This window comes from Amycolatopsis suaedae (genome assembly GCF_004214935.1).
In the GTDB taxonomy this organism is placed as follows: Bacteria; Actinomycetota; Actinomycetes; order Mycobacteriales; family Pseudonocardiaceae; genus Amycolatopsis; species Amycolatopsis suaedae.
The window spans coordinates 412,201-429,846 of sequence record NZ_SFCC01000004.1 but is presented as its reverse complement, the minus strand read 5'-3'; the positions used below and the strand labels follow the sequence as shown (position 1 = coordinate 429,846).

Genomic DNA, 17,646 nt, shown 5'->3' with positions numbered 1-17,646 from the left:
ACCGGGCGAGGAGCGCGATGCTGGATTCATTCGGCCAAGAGGTGCTGGACCGGGACCAGTGTCTGCGCCTGGTGGCCACGGTCTCCGTCGGCAGGGTGCTGTTCACCCATCGCGGGCTGCCCGCCGTTCAGCCGGTGCGGTTCAGCCTGGACGAGCAGGCCGTCTGGTTCTCGGTGCCGGAGGGCAGCGTCCTGTTCTCGGCCGCGCACGGCAACGTGCTGGCGCTCGAGGCCGACCTGCTGCAGCCCGACCTCGCCACCGGCTGGTGGGTCACCGTCCTCGGCCACGCGACCCGCGCGCCGCGCCGGTTCACCTCGGACCGGCAGGTGCGGCTGGCGATCGAGGTCGTCCACGGTCGGCGTCTGGTCGGCGACAGCGCCGCCTAGCTACGCTGCTCGCCGTGACCGTCTCCCTGCTCGACGCGGTGATCCGCGTGACGCGGGGTTCCGGCCTGCCCGACGTCCTCGACCGGCTCGTCGAGTCTGCCCGCGAGCTGTCCGGAGCGTCCAGGGCGGTGCTGGGCGTGCACGACACCGGCGGCCGGTTCGCCGACGTCGTCGGGGGACTCGACCACGACGCGTTCACCGCACTGCTGCGTGATCCCAGTCCGTCGGCCCTGGTGCTGCCGATTTCCGTGCTGGACGCCGATTTCGGCGTGCTGTACCTGGACGGCGCCCGCTTCGGTGACGCCGAGCGGGAGACGCTCGGCACCCTGCTGGCCGCGGCGAGCAGCGTGATCGAACGGGCCATCGGCTACGAGGAGAGCCGCCGCAGGGAACGCTGGCTGCAGGCCTCCTACGACGTGACCGGCGCGCTGCTGTCCGGCGGCACGCTGGACGACACCCTGCACCTGATCGCCGAGTGCGCCAGGGTGGTCGCCGGTGCCAGCGCGGGCGGTGTCGCGAGACCCGTGCCGGACGACCCCACCCGGCTGTCGTTCGACGTCATCGAGCCACGCGATCCCGCCGTTTCGCACCTGGTCGGGCTGACCGTGTCGCTGGAGGGCAGCGCGACCGGTCTCGCGTTCGCCACCGGCAAGCCGGTCGTCGTGCGCCGCTACGGCGAGCACGTCGTCGCCGAGCAGGCCGAGTCCAGCGTGTCCATTCCCCAGCTCGTCCGCGACCTGGACTCCGCGGTGGCCGTGCCGCTGACCGTCGGCGGCGAGCCGCTCGGCGTGCTGGTGGTGGCCAGGCTCGGCGACGAGGTCCCGTTCACCGACACCGAGGTGAGCCTCGCGGCGACGTTCGGCGCGCACGCGGCCCTGGCGATGGAGTTCGCCAGGGCCGAACAGGACCGGCAGCGGCTCGCGGTGTTCGCCGAACGGGACCGCATCGCGCGGGACCTGCACGACCTGGTCATCCAGCGGCTGTTCGCCATCGGGCTGGGCCTGGAGGGCATGAGCCGGGTCAGCGGCGACGAGGTGGTGGCCGAGCGGGTCGCCGGGTTCGTCCGGGACCTGGACCAGACCATTTCCGAGGTACGCAACAGCATCTTCGTCCTGCAGGACCCGGCCGTGGTGCCGCCGGGGCTGCGGTCGGACCTGCGCAGGCTCGCCGACGACGCCACCGAGTCGCTCGGCTTCGAACCCCGGCTGCGCTTCACCGGCCCGCTCGACGCCGCGGTGCCCGCGCCGGTGCAGGCCGATCTGCTCGCCACCGTGCGCGAGGCGCTGAGCAACGTCGCCAAGCACGCCGAGGCGTCGTCGGTGTCCGTCGACGTCGGGGTGGCGCTGCCCGAACAGGTCCTGACCGTGCTGGTGGCCGACGACGGCAACGGCCGTCCGGCCGACCTGTCCGGCGACGGCCTGCGGGCGCTGGACGAACGGGCAGGCCACTGGGGCGGGACGCTGTCTGTACAGGGTTCCGCGGGCCGTGGTACCACTCTTGAATGGGTGGTCCCGCTACCGACCGCGACATGACCATCTCGGTCTTCCTCCTCGACGACCACGAGCTGGTCCGCACCGGCCTGCGCACGGTGCTGGAGGCGGAGAAGGACATCGCCGTGACCGGCGAGGCGGCGACCGCCGCCGAGGCGCTCACCCGCGTTCCGCTGGTGCGGCCGGACGTGGCGATCCTGGACGTGCGGCTACCCGACGGCGAGGGGGTCAGCGTCTGCCGGGAGATCCGCGCGGTGGTCGATCCGCCGCCCGCCTGCCTGATGCTCACGTCCTACTCCGACGACGAGGCGCTGTTCGGCGCGATCATGGCCGGGGCCGCAGGCTACATGCTCAAGCAGGTCTCCGGCAGCAACCTGGTGACGGCCGTGCGCACGGTCGCGGCGGGCGGCTCACTGCTCGACGCCCACCTGACGGCGTCGGTGCTGAGCAGGCTGCGTGGCGAGGAGGGCTCGGCCGACACCGGGTACGGGCAGCTCAGCCCGCAGGAACGCCGGGTGCTGGAGCTGATCGCCGACGGCCTCACCAACCGGCAGATCGCGCAGCGGCTCGGCCTGGCCGAGAAGACGATCAAGAACTACGTCTCGTCGCTGCTGCACAAGCTGGGCTTCACCCGCCGCACCGAGGCGGCCGTCTACGCCGCCAAGCGCCGGCGCCAGTGAACTACTGCACGGCTCGCTCCTCGTAGACGATGTCGGCGGCGCAGCGGAAGCCGACCGCCTTGCTCTTGTAGTCGATCTCCGCGGACACCTGCATCGAGACCGCGCCGTACACCGCGACCGGGTCGCTCCAGCTGCCGCCGCAGACGACCCGGGAGTCGCGGTCCTGCCCCCTGGCGAGTGCGCCGCGACTGTGCGAGGTCCACTCGCTGACGTTGCCTGCCATGTCCTCGACCCCGAACGGGGAACGGCCGTCGGCCTCACCGGCGACGAACGTGGCGACCGGATTGGTCTCGGTGAAGTCCCGTGAGGGGTACTGGTTGTGGTTGCAGCGGTTTCGCTGCCAGGCGTCGCCCCACGGGTAGGTGCGGTTGTCCTTGTCGCCCCGCGCGGCCTTCTCCCACTCGAGCGGGCGGGGCAGCCGTTTGCCCGCCCACAGCGCGTAACACAGCGCGTCCCGCCAGGTGACGTGCACGACGGGGTGATCGGCGAGGTTGTTGTGGGCGGCCACGACCTCCGGCGCGACCGGGTAGTTGGTCGCCTCGACGAACTCGGCGTAGGCCCGGATCGTCACCGGCGTCACGTCGATGTCGAAGCCGGGCACGAAGACGCCGCCCGGCGGTTCGTCCGGCGAGTACAGCAGGCGCAGGTTCTGCGGGTCGGGGCTCAGTCCGGCGGCGATCACCGCCTGCTCGGCCTGTTCCTTGGTCAGGCCGTGCACGAAGACGCTCGGCGGAATGCGCACCATGCCCTCCTGCGGCGGGTGCGCGTAACGCTCGAACATCATGCTGTCGCACACCGGGCAGTTCCGGCACCGCTGCGCACCGGCGATGTAACCGCACGACCGGCAGAAGGGCTGCTCCACCTCGCGGCCGCGCAGGTCGGCCAGCAGCTCGGAATCGCCGAACAGCGCCTTCACCTCCGCCGCCGTGGGGCGGCCCGCGGACAGCAGGCGGTGCACCGTGTCGAGCACGATCGCGGGCGCGAGTGGCTGCGCCGTCGCGATGTCCTCGCGGACGTCGGCACCCTCGCGAGGGAACCGGCCGACCAGGCACTCGTACAGCAGCACGCCGAGGGCATGGACGTCGTCCTCGGCCGAGTCCAGCGACGAGTCGGCGCGGCGCTCCGGCGACCAGTACTCCCGGACGCCCTCCGTCTGCTGGGTTCCGTGCTGGGCCCTGGTGAGCCCCCAGTCGACCAGCCGCACCTCGTTCGTCGTGGTGAGCAGGATGTTGCTCGGCTTCAGGTCACGGTGGCGAACCCCGCGTTCGTGGGCGAAGGCGAGCCCGGCGGCGATCTGCGCTCCCATCCGGACGGTCTGGCTCAGCGACTGCCGTCCGTCGCGCAGCAACGCGGAAACCGAAGGGCCGTCCACATAGGACACAAACAGTACCGGGCCGAGGTTGTCGAGGTTCTTCAGCGGGAACAGCGCCTGCGCGATGTACAGGTGATCGGCGTTCTTGTTCTTGCCGTCGTTCCTGAGCCGGTTGGCCCACACTCGGCACTCCTCGAAGAACGCCTCCGCGACACCGGGCGACCCGACGTGCTCGTCGTTGAGCCGCTTCACGACCCGCTTGCCGTCGAACCCGTCCTCCAGCACTCCGACCTCCGCGAACCCGCCGTGGCGGACCTCCACGACCGTCTCCCCGGTGGACAGCACCATGCCTACGTACAAGCCCATCGCTACTGCCTCTTTCCGAACACGCCGCGGACCACCGGGACGACTCCCCCCTTGTGGCCGAACAGGATGACCTTGAAAATCCAGAGAATGTAGAGCGCGAGCAGCGCCGTCCCCACCCACATGAAGATCGCCGCCAGCGTGTCCAGGAGTTCCCAGAACCACGACTTCGGCGCCTCCTGCACGGTCAGCCGGATCGCCTGCTGGACGACGGCGCCACCGTCGTCGGTCATGGTCAGGGTGAACGTGCTCGTGCCTGCCTCGTCCGGGCGCCCCGCGAGCGTGCCGTCCGGTGCCAGCTCGAGCCCGGCGGGTAGTCCCTCCGCGGACCACCGGTACGGAGCGGCGCCCGCGTCGGCGGTGAACGTGTGCTGGAACATCTGCCCTGCGACAGCCTTGTCCAGCAACGTCATGTCGGCGAGGATCCGCGGCTTGGCCTGCTTCGCGGCCGCGGCACCGGATGGGCGTACGGTGAAGGCCAGCTCACGGGGTTCGGAGACCCGGCCACTGCCGTCGCGTACCCGCACCCTGACCGCGGTCGCCTGCTCGGTCGCCGGGGTACCGGTGACGGTGCCGTCGGCGCCGAGCGTCAGCCCCGCCGGCAGCACGCCGTCCGCCTTCTCCCACCTGTAGGTTCCGTCGCCACCCTGTACGGCGAGCGTGAGCTGGTACGGCTGCCCGGCCAGCGCCACGGGTACGCCGCGGGTGGTCACCCGCGGTGCCACGTCCGGTCGCCCGCTGCCGGTGATCGCGCTGACGACGCTCAGCACCACCGTCACGATCATCAGCGTGGCGATGATGATCAGCAGCATGTCGACGAACCGCAGCTCGACCGGCTGGTCGGCGTTCAGCGTCCGCCGGTGCCGGTACACCAGTGGCACGGTCATCGACGCACGCCTTCCTGTGCGGACAGGCGCGTGATCACCAGGTCCCGGGACAGCTCGGCGTGGATCCGGTCGAGGCGCTGGTCGACCGACCGCAGCAGCGGGGTGAGCTCGGCGAGCCGCTCCAGCTGGTCCAGGTGTCCGAGGCGGGTGAGCTTGTCCAGGTCGAGCCCGGCGAGCTCGGTCGCCGACATCGACATCTGTGCCCTCGTCCTGGCCAGTTCGTCGGTCAGCGTGGTCAGTTCACCGTTGAGTGCGGGGGAGGCGGCCGGCGTCGACCGGGGCGGCCCGGCGAGGTCGAGCGTCACCTCCTCGATGTCCAGCAGAACCCGCTGTTCCCGTGCCGTGGTCCAGGTCAGCAACAGGTGGCAGACGACAGCGGCGCCCAGTGCGAACAGGGTGGCGCCGAACGCGTCTGCCAGCGGCGGGATGACGTTGGACACCAGCGCGTTGCGCAGCTCCGCGTACCCGGTGGTCTGCCCGAGGCTGCCGGTCAGGCCGCCGACCGCGCTGGACATCTCCGCGGCCGTGCCGAGGAATCCGAGTGCGGGCAGCGCCCAGACGAGCGCGCGGGCCGGCACGTAGGACAGTTCACCGAGGGCGTGGTCCAGCTCCGAGCGTGCCGCCAGTGCCGTGGTGGCGTTGCCGGGTGCCGCCCGGTACGCCGCGACCCGCTGGGCCACCACCGTGTCCGGCAACGGTGCCCACTCCGTGGCGAGCGGCCGCCCCTTGGCGAGCTCGGCACGCAGAGAACGGGCGGCGAGCCCTTCCTTGGCCGCGATGCTCAGCCTGGCCAGCACGAACAGCAGGATCCACAGGGAGAACCCCATCACCAGGATCGCGATTCCACTCACCGCGCCACCACGTCGGAGTAGGCCACCGATGACCGGTAGCCAGTCGAACAGGCCGAGGGGGGCCGCGATCGCCGTGATGATCGTGGCGTAGGCCCCGGTCGCCAGGAACACCTTCGACTTCCGCGGGGGCGTCCCCGCGTCCTGGGTGGGCGAAGTGGTCGTCACTGTTCATCTCCTCGGGATGTGGTTGTCGCTTGCGGATCGCGGAACTCCAGCCGCCACTGCCGTTGGTGGCCGTTCAGGTCGACGAGGACGACATCGCCGTCGCGGAGCCGGACACGCCTGTCGAGACATTCAGCCTCGGTCTCGCCGCGACGGCGGATCGATGGCAGGTTCTTGCCCGTCGGTTCGATCCACCAGCCCTCGTGGTCGCGGGTCAGCAGGGCATGCCGCCTGCTGACCGGGCTCGGCACGCCGGTGTCGAGCACGATGTCCGGATCGGGATAGTCGTCCGCCGAGCGTCCCAGGGTCACCCCGGAACCGCGGCCCTGCAGGGGAAACGCCGACCGGCCACCGTCCGGTCCGGTGAGCACCAGCCGTTCCCGTTCCGGGCCGCCCGCCGACAGGTGCACCGTCAGGTGGCCGGCCACCTGACGGCAGTCCTGCCACAGCTCGGGGCGGGCGGTGACCACGAGCCAGGACCGGCGTTCCGCGAGGCGGGCGGCATGGACGATCAGGTCCTCGGCGAACGCCGTACCGGCGCGATCGGTCTCGAAATCGTTGAGTGTCAGCAAGTATCCGCACCCATCCGGTGGCACCGGCAGCCTGGCGACCACCGGCCGGGCCCAGTTCTTGAGCACCTCGCCCAATGTGCGGCCGTTGTGGAGGGACCGGTCCCGGAGCAACCGCAACGCGGCGTCCCGGCAGTCGGTCCACGGACCGACCAGCACCACGACCGCGTGCTCGTCCAGAACGGCGCTCGCCTCCGCCGGAACGGGCACGTCGCGCGTGCGGTCCAGCTCGGTCCGCGACACCGGCGTGACGGCGGGATCGGCCTTGCGCGGGACCGGGACGTCCACCTGGAGCGTCTCGTCGTCACGCAGAATGCGGTCGCGCAGATCCTCAACGGACCGGTCGGGTACCAGTCCGCTGCGGGAACGTCGCTCGTCGTGTTCGCGGTAGACGTCCAGCGCGTCACCGCGGCGTCCGGCCAGATGCAGCGCGTGCATGGCGAGCGTGGCCGCGGTCGCGTCATCAGGTCGTTCGGTGAACAGCCGGGTGACGTCGGCGACGCGTTCCTGGTGGCGGCCGAGCCGCAGTTCGGTGCGCAGGAACGTGATTTCGGCGCTGTAGCGCTCCTCCGTGAGACCGTGCCGGACGGCGTCAATCCGCCGGTTGTCCACGCCCGCGAGCGGGATGCCTCTGGACACCGCCAGCGCGTCGGCGAGCAACGCGGCCGCCTGCGCGTCGTCCGCTTCGCGTGCCCGCGAGACCAGCGCGCGGAACCGGTGGACGTCGACCGACTCGGCGGCGACTTCCAGCCGGCACAGGCCGTTCTCGTTGACCAGCGCGCCGTCCAGGCCGAGTTCCACCAGTCGCTTGCGCAACCGGCTCATGAACGTGTCGAGTTCCCCGCCGGGATTCTTCGGTTCGGCGTCCCAGATCCAGCCGGTCAGTTCGTGCCGGGGAACGCGTACTCCGTTGTTGAGCAGCAGCGCGGCGAGCAGGCAGCGCTCACGCGTGCTGCCCATGTCGACCGGCCGCTCACCGGCGTGCGCGGTGATGCCGCCGAACAGCCGGAACGTCACCGGCCCGTTGTCGTCCGCCATGGTCGCGGGTTCCTTTCAGGGAATTGCCCAGCCACGTGCCCAGTGACTTGCCCAGTCGTCCGCCCAGTCCGGCCGCCGACCGTGGATCTCGCACGGCGGCAACGGGCCGCCGGTGGAGAGGAGAAGGTCATGAACGACGGCAGGCCGAACTGGATCCGGGTCGACGACGCCGTTTTCCGCAAGAGCTCGTTCAGCGAGGGCGGCGGTGAGTGCGTCGAAGTGGCTCGGATCGACGGTGTCGCCGTGCGCGACTCCAAGGACGAGAACGGTCCGACCCTGTGGTTCACCGTCCAGGAGTGGGCGGCGTTCGTCCTCGGGGTGATCTCCGGGGAGTTCGATCTCAACTAGCGGCGCGGGGCGGGGGGAGCCGCCGGCAGGCTCCCCCCGCCCGTCCCCCTCGCCTCGCGGCCGCCCGGTCATCGGCCGGCCGTCTGTATCTCGGCGGCGAGGTCGTCGACGAAGCACTCGGCGTCCTGGTCGAAGATCGCCATCTGCCGCAGCAGCGACCATCGGTCCCGGTACAGCGTGACGTCCTCGGGCGCGTGCACGGTGATGTTCGCGTGGACCGTCTCGACCGCGACCACGGGCGCGTCGTCGGCTTCCTCGCCGGGTTCGTAGATGACGAAGCCGTGGGACAGGAACGTGCGTGCCTCGGCGTCCTGCGGGATCACGCCGAACGACACGTTGGCGAGGGTGGCGACGGAGAGGACCCGGCTCAGCTGCGCGGCGAGCAAGCTCGGCGGACCGGGCCGCCAGCGCAGTGCCGCCTCGGTGACGAGGAACTCGAACCGCTGCTCGGTTCCGTACAGCGCGAGCTGGCGATCCATGCGCGCGGCGACGGCCGACACGAGGTCCTGCTCGCTGTAGGGCAGCTGGAACAGGGAGAACACCCGGCGGGCGTACTCCGCGGTCTGCAGCAGGCCCGGCAGCACGGACGGCTGGAAGACCCGTACCACGCGGGCCGCGGCCTCCAGCCGCCTGATGTCGTCCTGCAGGTGCGGGCGTTCCCGTAGCGCGGTGCTGAACCTCGTCACCTCGGTGTGGGCCGCTTCGGTGAGTGTCCGGAGCCGCTGCCCGATCTCCTCCGTGGCGTCGGCCTGCTCCACCCACGCCGTCACCACGGGCATCGGCGGCAGCAGCCGTCCGGACTCGATGCGCGACACGGTCGACTGGCTGATTCCGACGCGGTGCGCCAGATCCCGGCCGGACATCCCGGCGAGGCCACGCAACCGGCGTAGCTCGGCAGCCAGTTGCCGCCTGGCCTCGTCTGCCCGCATCTACCTGCTCCTCGCTACCCAATGTGATGCCGCTTGATTCCGAACGATTCTGCACAGCTGGGTCACGGCTGGCAAGCAGCGAATTCGGCGCCGGCGCTACTGTGCTGGTCAGGGGATCGAGCGAGGAGGAAATCACGCACAGCTACCTGACCGTCACCGGTTTCGGGGTGCACGAGATCGAGATCCGCCGCTCGCGGTTCCTGTGCGCGCTGGCGCCGGTGTCCGACGAGGACGCCGCCCGGGCCGTGATCGCCGAACGCCGCCGTGCCGAACCCGCCGCGCGGCACCACTGCCACGCGTTCGTCCTCGGTCCGGACGGCCGCACGGCCCGGTCCAGTGACGACGGCGAGCCCGCGGGCACCGCCGGGGTGCCGATGCTGGAGGTGCTGCGCCGGAGGGATGTCACCGAAACGGTCGCCGTCGTAAGTAGGTATTTCGGTGGCGTGCTGCTCGGGGCCGGCGGGCTGATCCGGGCGTACGGGCAGGCCGTCGCCGAGGCGCTGGACCGGGTCGGCACGGTCCGCAGGCGGCGGGTGCTGCTGCAGGCCGTGACCGTCGACTACGGCCTGGCCGGGCGGCTGGAGAGCGAGCTGCGGAGTTCGCCGCACGACCTGGTGAGCACCGGATACACCGAGCAGGCCCGGTTCGACGTCGGGGTCGATCCGGACCGCCTGCCGGAGTTTCGTTCCTGGCTTGCCGACCTGACCGGCGGTACGGCGAAGAGTGCAGACATCGGCGAGAAATGGCTGTAGTTTGTGCAGCTGAGCAGCGATTAATCATCTTCACCGGATGTGTATCCGGGAGCGGGGTGAGCGCCTCCTGTTCTCCGGGTGCACGCGCTAGGGCCTTTGGACCCTGTCCGTAGCGGGGCCAGGGGCCCTGGTTCGTCCCGTGCGGACGGGTGAGGCTGGGGAAGTTCCTCGGCTCGCAGGGGAGAGCACTGATGGGAAAGCGTTCGCGGGAACGGCGGCGAGTCGGCTGGCGGCTCATCCACGTCGACGACATACCGACGTACGCGCGCACGATTATCGTGCTCGCGGTGTTGTTGACGGCCTCGGTCAACCTGCCGCTGGCCGGGCTGGTTCCCGAGCTACCCGACACCGTCGAGCTCGACCCGCAGCGCAGCAAGCCCGTTCCGACACCGGGCGGCCCGCTCGCGGGAGACCTGTCCGGCCCGGTCGCCGAGGCCGCCAACCAGGTCAGCACGCCGACCGCGCAGCAGGTCACCAACCGGACCGTTCCACCGCCGCCCGCACCGACCCTGCAGGCACCACCCGCGTCGCTCGGGCTGCAGGTCCAGCATCCGCAGCAGAAGCCGGAGGAGCCGGTCAGCAACGGTGGCGGCGGCCGCATCGACCACCCGCAGCCGAGCCCGACCACGACCACGACCACACCGCCACCACCGACGTCGACGACCACGCCGAGCACCGAGCCGGTCGGCAACGAGCCGAACAGCAGCCCGAGCGGCAAGCAACCGGTGGCGGTCGACTGAACACCGGCCCGGGGGGCGCCAGGACCCCTTCATCCCGCCAGGCGCGAGATGAAGGGGTCCTTCCTACGCGGCGTCGGTGCTCGGTGCGTAGCGGTTGAGCCGGTCCTGCGCGCGGAAGCGGTGGTCCACCCACCACGCGTAGAGCACCGAGGGCAGCGCCGCGACGATGGCGTCGACCCAGCTCAGCTCGACGGTGCCCTGGTCGGGTAGCGGCGCGCCGCTGGTCAGCAGCGTGGCCGCGACGTTGTTCACCGCGTGCAGCGCGACGGCCGCCTCGATGCCGCCGGTGCGCACGGTGATCCAGCACAGCACCATGGCGAACACGAACAACTCGATCAGCACATCCGGATCGGTGTACCCGTGGGCGCCGATGAACAGCGCCGAGCTGAGTACCGCGCCCGGCCACGGGGTCCGCAGCCACGACGCGAACGCCTGCACCAGCCAGCCGCGGAACACGTACTCCTCGGCGGCGGCCTGCAGCGGGATGAGCAGGACGGCGATCGCCGCCACCGAGGCGAACATCGGCCAGCCCGGCCACGTGCCGCTGTCCCAGTCACCGCCGCTGGCCAGCACGGCGCCCTGTAGCAGGACGTGCACCAGCAGCGCCCATCCCGCGCACTCGGCCAGCCAGCCCCACCGCAGCCGACCGTCCACACTGGACATCGTGCCCGGCCGCCTGCGCTGTACCCAGCGTGCGGCGAGGAACGTCGCGGGGAGCGTGGCGCCGATGATCCCGAATCCGGCGATCATGTCCCAGCGCTGATCGGTGAACGTCAGGCCGTCGCCCCGCTGGCCCAGCGCGTTGGCGACGGTCGTGACGACGAATCCGGTGAGCACCATCAGCGGGACGGCGACCGCGGCGACGACGACCGTGCCGACCAGCGGCCGCCACCACCTGTGTACCTCGGTGCGGCCCAGCAGCTGGTACGGCGTCCCCGGGAGCGGTGGCGCCGGACGCGGCGGGCGTACGGCCGGGGTTGGCGGCGGCGGGAACGTCGGATCCACAGCTACAACCTACTGGCCCGCTCGAACGAGTGAGGTTCTCCAGGTGCTTGCTACCTGCCGTTCCGCATGGCCACCCGGTCGAGTTAGTTGGAACTTTCGAAGGTGTTACTTATTTACCAACGATCCCTACGCTGCGTTCAACCCCCGGGGCGCGCGGGGGAGTCGGGAAGGAGACGCATCAATGAAGGCACGTTCCCTGTTCGTCGGCCTGGTGGCCGGCGCGGCGGCACTACTGGCCAGCACTGTCGGCGCGGGAACCGCGGCTGCGGACCCGGTGAACCCGTTCATCGTCGGCGGCAGCGACGCTGACCAGGACTACTCGTTCATGGTGTCGTTGCAGCAGGGCGGCCAGCACTTCTGTGGTGGCTCGCTGATCAAGGCCGACTGGGTGCTGACGGCCGCGCACTGTGTCGAGGGCACCTCGCCCAGCGCGATCTCCGCGCGGATCGGCAGCCGCGACCGCACCTCCGGCGGCGAGGAGGCCAAGGCCTCCGAGGTGATCGTGCACCCCGACTACAACGGCAGCAGCCCGGGCGGCGACATCGCGCTGGTGAAGCTGTCCGCTCCGGCGAAGTCGGCGACGGTCCCGCAGGGCAGCACGATCGACCCGGGTACCAAGTCCCGGCTGATCGGCTGGGGCCAGACCTGCCCGACCCGCGGTGGCTGCGGTGCTCCGCAGATCCTGCAGCAGCTCGACACCCAGGTGGTCGAGGCGAGCAAGTGCACCGGCATCGACGGCAAGCTGGAGCTGTGCACGGACAACCCCGGTGGTGACGCGGGTGCCTGCTACGGCGACTCGGGCGGCCCGCAGATCGTGCAGGCCGGTGGCAAGTGGGAGCTGATCGGCGTCACCAGCCGCAGCGGCAACAACGACCCGACCTGCGCCACCGGACCGTCGATCTACACGTCGGTTCCGGCGTACTCCTCGTGGATCGCCGAGCACACCGGCTGACCTGAGCGAAGGGGCATCGACGAGGGTCAGAGCAACGGACCCCATGCTTTCGGGCATGGGGTCCGTTGCTCTGTCAGCCCCGGAACCGGTCGGTGGCCGTGACCAGGTGGTGCAGGATGCCCGGCTCGTCGTAGGCGTGCCCGGCGTCGTCGACGATGACCAGCTCGCTGCCGGGCCACGCCTGATGCAGTTCCCACGCCGTCGTCGCCGGAGTCACCACGTCGTAGCGGCCCTGGACGATCACCCCGGGGATGCCGGCGAGCTTGCCCGCGTCGGCCAGCAGCTGTCCCTCCGCCAGCCACGCGCCGTGACGGAAGTAGTGGTTCTCCAGCCGGGAGAACGCGGTGGCGAAGCGCGGCTCGGCGAACCGCTCGATCAGAGCCTGCCGCTGGTGCAGCGCGATCAGCGACGCCTCCCAGACACTCCAGGCGACCGCGGCGGGTTCGTGCACGGCCGGGTCGGGGTCGTTCAGCAGGCGCCCGTAGGCCTCGATCAGGTCACCGTCGCGCTTCTCGGGCGGGAGTGCGGCGAGGAACCGTTGCCACTCCTCGGGAAACAGGTTCCCGGCGCCGCCGCCGTAGTACCAGTCCAGTTCGGACCGTCGCACCGCGAAGACGCCCCGCAGCACCAGCTCGCTCACCCGCTCCGGGTGCCGTTGCGCGTAGGCCAGCGCGAGCGTCGAGCCCCACGACCCGCCGAACACCTGCCACCGCTCGATGCCGAGGTGCTGCCGTAGCGCCTCCATATCGGACACCAGGTGCCAGGTGGTGTTGGCCGAGAGGTCGGCCGTCGGCCCGCTCGCGTGCGGCGTGCTGTTGCCGCAGCCGCGCTGGTCGAGCAGCACGATGCGGTAGGCGTCCGGGTCGAACAGCCTGCGATGCGTCGGCGAACTGCCCCCGCCGGGCCCGCCGTGCAGAAACACCACGGGCTTGCCGTCGGGGTTGCCGCTTTCCTCCCAGTACATCCGGTTGCCGTCACCGACGTCGAGCATGCCGGTCACGCGGGCATCGATCTCGGGATACAACTCGCGCATAGCGCCGGTCAGGCCTCCCGCTCGGGGCGGCCCTCAGTGGCCCACTCGGTGTGGAAGGAGCCTTCGCGGTCGGTCCGCCGGTAGGTGTGCGCGCCGAAGAAGTCCCGCTGCCCCTGCACCAGCGCGGCCGGCAGCCGCTCCGCCCGCAGGCCGTCGTAGTAGGCCAGCGCCGTGGAGAAGCCCGGCGTCGGGATGCCCAGCCGCACCGCCGTCGAGACCACCGACCGCCACGCGTCCTGCGCCGCCTCCACCGCCGGCCGGAACTGGTCGGCGGTCAGCAGCGTCGGCAACGCCGGGTCGGTGGCGTAGGCCGCGCGGATGTCGTCCAGGAACTTCGCCCTGATGATGCAGCCGTCCCGCCAGATCGCGGCGACCGCACCCAGGTCGATGTCCCAGCCGTACTCGGCGCTGCCCGCCTGGATCTGGTTGAAGCCCTGCGCGTAGGCCACCACCTTCGACGCGTACAACGCCTGCTCGACGTCGTCGGCGAACCGCTCGGCCTCCGCCCCGGTCAGCTTCGCCCGCGCCGGGCCGCCGAGCCCGCGCGCCGCCTCCCTCAGGCCCGCGCTGCCGGACAGCGACCTGGCGAACGTCGCCTCGGCGATGCCGGTGATCGGCACCCCGAGGTCGAGCCCGATCTGCACGGTCCAGCGGCCGGTGCCCTTCTGCTCGGCCTGGTCGGTGACGATGTCGACGAACGGCTTGCCGGTGGCGGCGTCGGTGTGCGCGAGGACCTGCTCGGTGATCTCGATCAGGTACGAGTCGAGCCTGCCGGTGTTCCAGGTGCGGAAGACCTCGGCGATCTGCGCCGGCTCGTACCCGACCGCGCCCCGCAGCAGGTCGAACGACTCGGCGATCAGCTGCATGTCGGAGTACTCGATGCCGTTGTGCACCATCTTCACGAAGTGCCCGGCACCGTCCGGCCCGATGTGCGCGCAGCACGGCGTGCCGTCGACCTTGGCGGAGATGTCCTCCAGCAGCGGTCCCAGCGACTCGTAGGACTCCTTCGACCCGCCGGGCATGATGCTCGGCCCGTGCAGCGCGCCCTCCTCGCCGCCGGAGACGCCGACGCCGACGAAGTGCAGGCCTCGCTCGCGCAGCTGGGCCTCCCGGCGGCGGGTGTCGGCGAAGTGCGCGTTGCCGGCGTCGACGATGACGTCGCCCTCCTCCAGCAGCGGCGCGAACTCCTCGATCACCGCGTCCGTCGGCCCGCCCGCCTTCACCATGATGACCACCTGGCGGGGCCGTTCGAGCGCGTCGACGAACTCCTTGGCCGAGTACGCCGGAATGAAGTCACCCTCGTCACCGAACCGGTCGACCAGCTCCCTGGTGCGCTGCTCGGAGCGGTTGTGGAGGGCCACCGTGTGGCCGTGCCGCGCCAGGTTGCGGGCCAGGTTCCGGCCCATCACAGCCAACCCGGTGACGCCGATGCTCGCCTTCTTGCTCATCTGCCGCCTTCCCTTGATCCCACGTCGAACACTAGTCGCGCCGGGGCTGCCGCTGCTATTGGTACGAATGGCCTAGGCCACGGCCGGGATGGTCGATTTCCGCAGCTTGAGCGGGTAACGTCTGAACCCCGAATAGTCAGTGGATCACAGCTAGTGAGGTTATTGGTGTCGCTGGGCCGTCCCCCGGGAGCACGTTGATGGCGAGCACCATCACCTCACGTCGCAAGCAGCTCGGCAACGAGCTGCGGCATGCCCGCCAGGCCGCCGAGATGACCCAGCAGCAGGTCGCCGACGTCCTCGGCTGCACCCAGGGCAAGGTCAACAAGATCGAGTCCGGCGCGGTCGGCGTCAAGCTGGGCGACGTCCGGGCGATGCTCGACGCCTACGGCATCGTCGGCGAGGAGGGCGAGGCCCTGATGAACCTCGCCCGTGCCGCCGCGGGGCAGCGCGGGCACTGGTCGGGGTACCGCTCGGTGGTGCCGCACTGGTTCCGCACGTTCACCGACCTCGAACCCGCGGCCTCGGAGATCCTGTGCTGGCACGGCGAACGCATCCCCGGGCCGCTGCAGTCCGAGCACTACATGCTCAAGCAGTTCACCGAGGCCGGTGCCACCGACATCACGTCGCTGGTGCGCAACCGGCTGGACCGCAAGGCGGTGTTCGACCAGCAGCAGCCGCCCTACTACCGGTTCATCCTCAGCGAGGCCGCACTGCGGCGTGCGCCGGGCGGCCATTCGCCTGGCGTCATGCTGGACCAGGTGGAGCACCTGCTGGAGCTGGAGAAGCGGCCGAGGGTGTACCTGCACGTCCTGCCGTTCGACGCCCGCCTGCCCGCGGTTCCCAACGACTTCACCCTCATGCGGTTCCCGGACCGCACCAGGGATTTCGTCTACATTGAGCACTCGGCCGGTGGTCTGTACCTCGACGACATCAAGGACTTCCAGCTGTTCGTCGACTCGTGGGACCGGCTGCGCGGAGCGGCAATGGAGCGGCAGGACACCCGGCAGTTCTTCAAGGAGCTGGCTGAGAAATACCGTCGCGAACTCCTGTCGTGAAGCGCTTTCCCGCCGCTACTGTGGGCGGATGAGCGAGCAGCCCGATCCGATACCTCCCAAGGGGATCGACCTGGAGCGGCCCAACGCGGCCCGGATGTACGACTGGTTCCTCGGCGGGTCCGCCAACTGGGCCATCGACCGGCAGGCGGGCGAGCTGGCGGTCGCGGCGGTGCCGGACCTGAAGACCTACGCGCGGCTCAACCGCGAGTTCCTCGCTCGCGCGGTGCGGTTCTGCGTGCGGGCCGGGGTCACCCAGTTCCTCGACATCGGATCCGGGGTGCCGACGGTCGGCAACGTGCACGAGGTCGCCGAGGAACTGGATCCGGCGAGCCGCTGTGTCTACGTCGACAACGAGCCGGTGGCCGTCGCGCACAGCGAGGTCCTGCTCGACGAGAACGGCGACCCCGCGCGGCACGCCATCGTGGAGTCCGACCTGCGCGACGTCGAGGGCACCTGGCGCAGGGCCGTGGAGACCGGCGTGATCGACCCCGGGCGGCCGATCGGCCTGATCATGGTGGCGGTGCTGCACTTCGTGCCGCCGGAGGACGGCGGGGACGACGCCGTCGCCGGCTACCGGGACCTGCTGCCCTCCGGATCCCGGCTGGTGCTGTCGCACGCGACGACCGACGGCGTACCCGCCGATCAGATCGAGGGCGCCGAACGGGTCAGGGCGATCTACCAGAACTCCAGTACCCCGGTGTGCTGGCGCACGCGGGACCAGTTCACGTCGCTGTTCGGCGACTTCGAGCTGGCGCCGCCCGGCGTCGAGTGGGTGCCCGCCTGGCGGCCCGACCCGCCCAGGACGGCACTGGACCGCGAACTGGCCAAGGCGCCCAACCGCGCCGGCATCCTCGGCGCGGTGGGCCGCAAGCCGTAACCGTTCGGCGCCGCCCGCGAGCCCAGGTGTCAGATGCTGCCTTACGGGTGTGAGCGGTGACCTCGATGCCGTGAAGGCGACCCTCACCGCGTGGTCCCGCGAGTCCCACCTTCGTGCACGTGAGTCCCACGCTCCCGCACGCGAACTCCACCTTCACGTACGGGCGGGAACGTACAACTCGCGCCCCAGAACCTACGACTCGCGCGTCAGAACGTACGACTCGCGCGAAAAGTCACGGCACCGGACCGGTGCCCGCGGGAGGGCTCAGTGCAGGTGGGCCTGGCGCGGGAACAGGCGGTCGAGGCCGCCCGCGGTCAGCGTGAGCACGCGCTCCGGCTCCGCGCGCTGTTCCTCGACGTCGGCCCGGCCCGGCTCGCCCCGCCGCAGCCGGGTCTTGACCAGGCGGAATCCCAGGCTGCCACCCAGGTCGCGGGTCACCCGCCAGCGCGCCGAACGCTCGGCGGGGTCGCCCGGGAAGGTCGAGTCGGTGTCGGGCGTCTCCTCGGTGAGCAGCCGTACCGTCACGTCCCACTCCCTTCCGCTCGAGCCTCCGTGCCGCGTGTCGTTCCAGCCATGACATCCACCCCAGTTCGCCCGTAGTGGCGGAGCCGGTGCCGGCACGCCCGATGGCGCGTTGCTGGCGACTTGCTCACATGACACCCGGGTCCGCTAGGAATAATCGTACTCCTAGATTAATCTAACTGTCGAGCATCTGGTGAGCCATCACCCGGCTGGCCCCGTAGATACGGGGGTATTACCGGTACGGACG

General features: G+C 70.7%; 18 protein-coding genes. 9 read left to right on the top strand and 9 right to left on the bottom strand.

What is annotated here, in order from left to right:
• The first annotated feature begins 17 nt into the window (after positions 1-17).
• Genes EWH70_RS10600 through EWH70_RS10590 form a run of 3 tightly spaced genes read left to right on the top strand, consistent with a single transcriptional unit; the run spans position 18 to position 2,556 of the window.
• Positions 18-386, top strand: a complete 369-nt coding sequence (locus tag EWH70_RS10600; RefSeq protein WP_130475112.1) for a pyridoxamine 5'-phosphate oxidase family protein — start codon at positions 18-20, stop codon at positions 384-386.
• A 14-nt stretch (positions 387-400) separates the two neighbouring features.
• Positions 401-1,918 carry a GAF domain-containing sensor histidine kinase gene (locus EWH70_RS10595; RefSeq protein ID WP_240686908.1) on the top strand — a complete coding sequence of 506 codons (1,518 nt, stop codon included), beginning with the start codon at positions 401-403 and terminating at the stop codon, positions 1,916-1,918.
• Positions 1,915-2,556: a response regulator gene (locus EWH70_RS10590; protein WP_130475111.1), complete on the top strand. Its 642-nt coding sequence runs from the start codon at positions 1,915-1,917 to the stop codon at positions 2,554-2,556. Before EWH70_RS10595 ends, EWH70_RS10590 begins: the two co-directional genes overlap by 4 nt.
• A gap of 1 nt (position 2,557) precedes the next feature.
• On the opposite strand, the gene EWH70_RS10585 is transcribed toward EWH70_RS10590, so the two are convergent.
• The 4 genes from EWH70_RS10585 to EWH70_RS10570 are packed head-to-tail and all read right to left on the bottom strand — an operon-like array spanning position 2,558 to position 7,738.
• Positions 2,558-4,234 carry a bifunctional serine/threonine-protein kinase/formylglycine-generating enzyme family protein gene (locus EWH70_RS10585; protein WP_130475110.1) on the bottom strand — a complete coding sequence of 559 codons (1,677 nt, stop codon included), beginning with the start codon at positions 4,232-4,234 and terminating at the stop codon, positions 2,558-2,560.
• Positions 4,235-4,236: 2 nt separating this feature from the next.
• The gene (locus tag EWH70_RS10580; protein WP_130475109.1) at positions 4,237-5,118 is read right to left on the bottom strand and encodes an Ig domain-containing protein; all 882 of its coding nucleotides are present in this window, start codon (positions 5,116-5,118) and stop codon (positions 4,237-4,239) included.
• Entirely contained in the window at positions 5,115-6,134 is a 1,020-nt protein-coding gene (locus EWH70_RS10575; RefSeq protein ID WP_130475108.1) for a MotA/TolQ/ExbB proton channel family protein, read from the bottom strand. The genes EWH70_RS10580 and EWH70_RS10575 overlap by 4 nt, the downstream gene beginning before the upstream one ends.
• Positions 6,131-7,738, bottom strand: a complete 1,608-nt coding sequence (locus tag EWH70_RS10570; protein ID WP_130475107.1) for an AfsR/SARP family transcriptional regulator — start codon at positions 7,736-7,738, stop codon at positions 6,131-6,133. Before EWH70_RS10570 ends, EWH70_RS10575 begins: the two co-directional genes overlap by 4 nt.
• Before the next feature lie 129 nt (positions 7,739-7,867).
• Here EWH70_RS10570 and EWH70_RS10565 point away from each other — a divergent pair, with 129 nt between their 5' ends.
• On the top strand, positions 7,868-8,086 hold the full coding sequence (locus EWH70_RS10565) for a DUF397 domain-containing protein (protein ID WP_130475106.1): 219 nt from the start codon (positions 7,868-7,870) through the stop codon (positions 8,084-8,086).
• 68 nt (positions 8,087-8,154) lie between these two features.
• Here EWH70_RS10565 and EWH70_RS10560 read toward each other — a convergent pair whose 3' ends face one another.
• Positions 8,155-9,015, bottom strand: coding sequence for a helix-turn-helix domain-containing protein (locus EWH70_RS10560; protein WP_130475105.1), 861 nt, complete (start codon positions 9,013-9,015; stop codon positions 8,155-8,157).
• A gap of 131 nt (positions 9,016-9,146) precedes the next feature.
• Between EWH70_RS10560 and EWH70_RS10555 the strand changes: the two genes are divergently transcribed.
• Together EWH70_RS10555 and EWH70_RS10550 are read left to right on the top strand one after the other, a co-directional pair.
• On the top strand, positions 9,147-9,767 hold the full coding sequence (locus EWH70_RS10555; RefSeq protein WP_130475185.1) for a YigZ family protein: 621 nt from the start codon (positions 9,147-9,149) through the stop codon (positions 9,765-9,767).
• A gap of 191 nt (positions 9,768-9,958) precedes the next feature.
• Positions 9,959-10,507, top strand: coding sequence for a hypothetical protein (locus EWH70_RS10550; RefSeq protein ID WP_130475104.1), 549 nt, complete (start codon positions 9,959-9,961; stop codon positions 10,505-10,507).
• Positions 10,508-10,570: 63 nt separating this feature from the next.
• Here the strand turns inward: EWH70_RS10550 and EWH70_RS10545 are convergent, their stop codons facing one another.
• On the bottom strand, positions 10,571-11,512 hold the full coding sequence (locus tag EWH70_RS10545) for a CPBP family intramembrane glutamic endopeptidase (protein WP_130475103.1): 942 nt from the start codon (positions 11,510-11,512) through the stop codon (positions 10,571-10,573).
• A gap of 181 nt (positions 11,513-11,693) precedes the next feature.
• Here EWH70_RS10545 and EWH70_RS10540 point away from each other — a divergent pair, with 181 nt between their 5' ends.
• Positions 11,694-12,464 (top strand): S1 family peptidase, encoded by a 771-nt coding sequence (locus EWH70_RS10540; protein WP_130475102.1) that lies wholly within the window; start codon positions 11,694-11,696, stop codon positions 12,462-12,464.
• A gap of 73 nt (positions 12,465-12,537) precedes the next feature.
• Here EWH70_RS10540 and pip read toward each other — a convergent pair whose 3' ends face one another.
• Both pip and gndA read right to left on the bottom strand, forming a co-directional pair.
• The gene (gene pip, locus EWH70_RS10535; protein WP_130475101.1) at positions 12,538-13,497 is read right to left on the bottom strand and encodes a prolyl aminopeptidase; all 960 of its coding nucleotides are present in this window, start codon (positions 13,495-13,497) and stop codon (positions 12,538-12,540) included.
• An 8-nt stretch (positions 13,498-13,505) separates the two neighbouring features.
• Entirely contained in the window at positions 13,506-14,945 is a 1,440-nt protein-coding gene (gndA, locus tag EWH70_RS10530) for an NADP-dependent phosphogluconate dehydrogenase (protein ID WP_130475100.1), read from the bottom strand.
• A 197-nt stretch (positions 14,946-15,142) separates the two neighbouring features.
• Here gndA and EWH70_RS10525 point away from each other — a divergent pair, with 197 nt between their 5' ends.
• Together EWH70_RS10525 and EWH70_RS10520 are read left to right on the top strand one after the other, a co-directional pair.
• Entirely contained in the window at positions 15,143-16,000 is an 858-nt protein-coding gene (locus EWH70_RS10525; protein ID WP_130475099.1) for a helix-turn-helix domain-containing protein, read from the top strand.
• Positions 16,001-16,028: 28 nt separating this feature from the next.
• Positions 16,029-16,877, top strand: coding sequence for an SAM-dependent methyltransferase (locus EWH70_RS10520; RefSeq protein WP_130475098.1), 849 nt, complete (start codon positions 16,029-16,031; stop codon positions 16,875-16,877).
• Between the two features lie 264 nt (positions 16,878-17,141).
• On the opposite strand, the gene EWH70_RS10515 is transcribed toward EWH70_RS10520, so the two are convergent.
• Positions 17,142-17,402, bottom strand: coding sequence for a hypothetical protein (locus tag EWH70_RS10515; RefSeq protein ID WP_130475097.1), 261 nt, complete (start codon positions 17,400-17,402; stop codon positions 17,142-17,144).
• Positions 17,403-17,646: the final 244 nt, after the last annotated feature.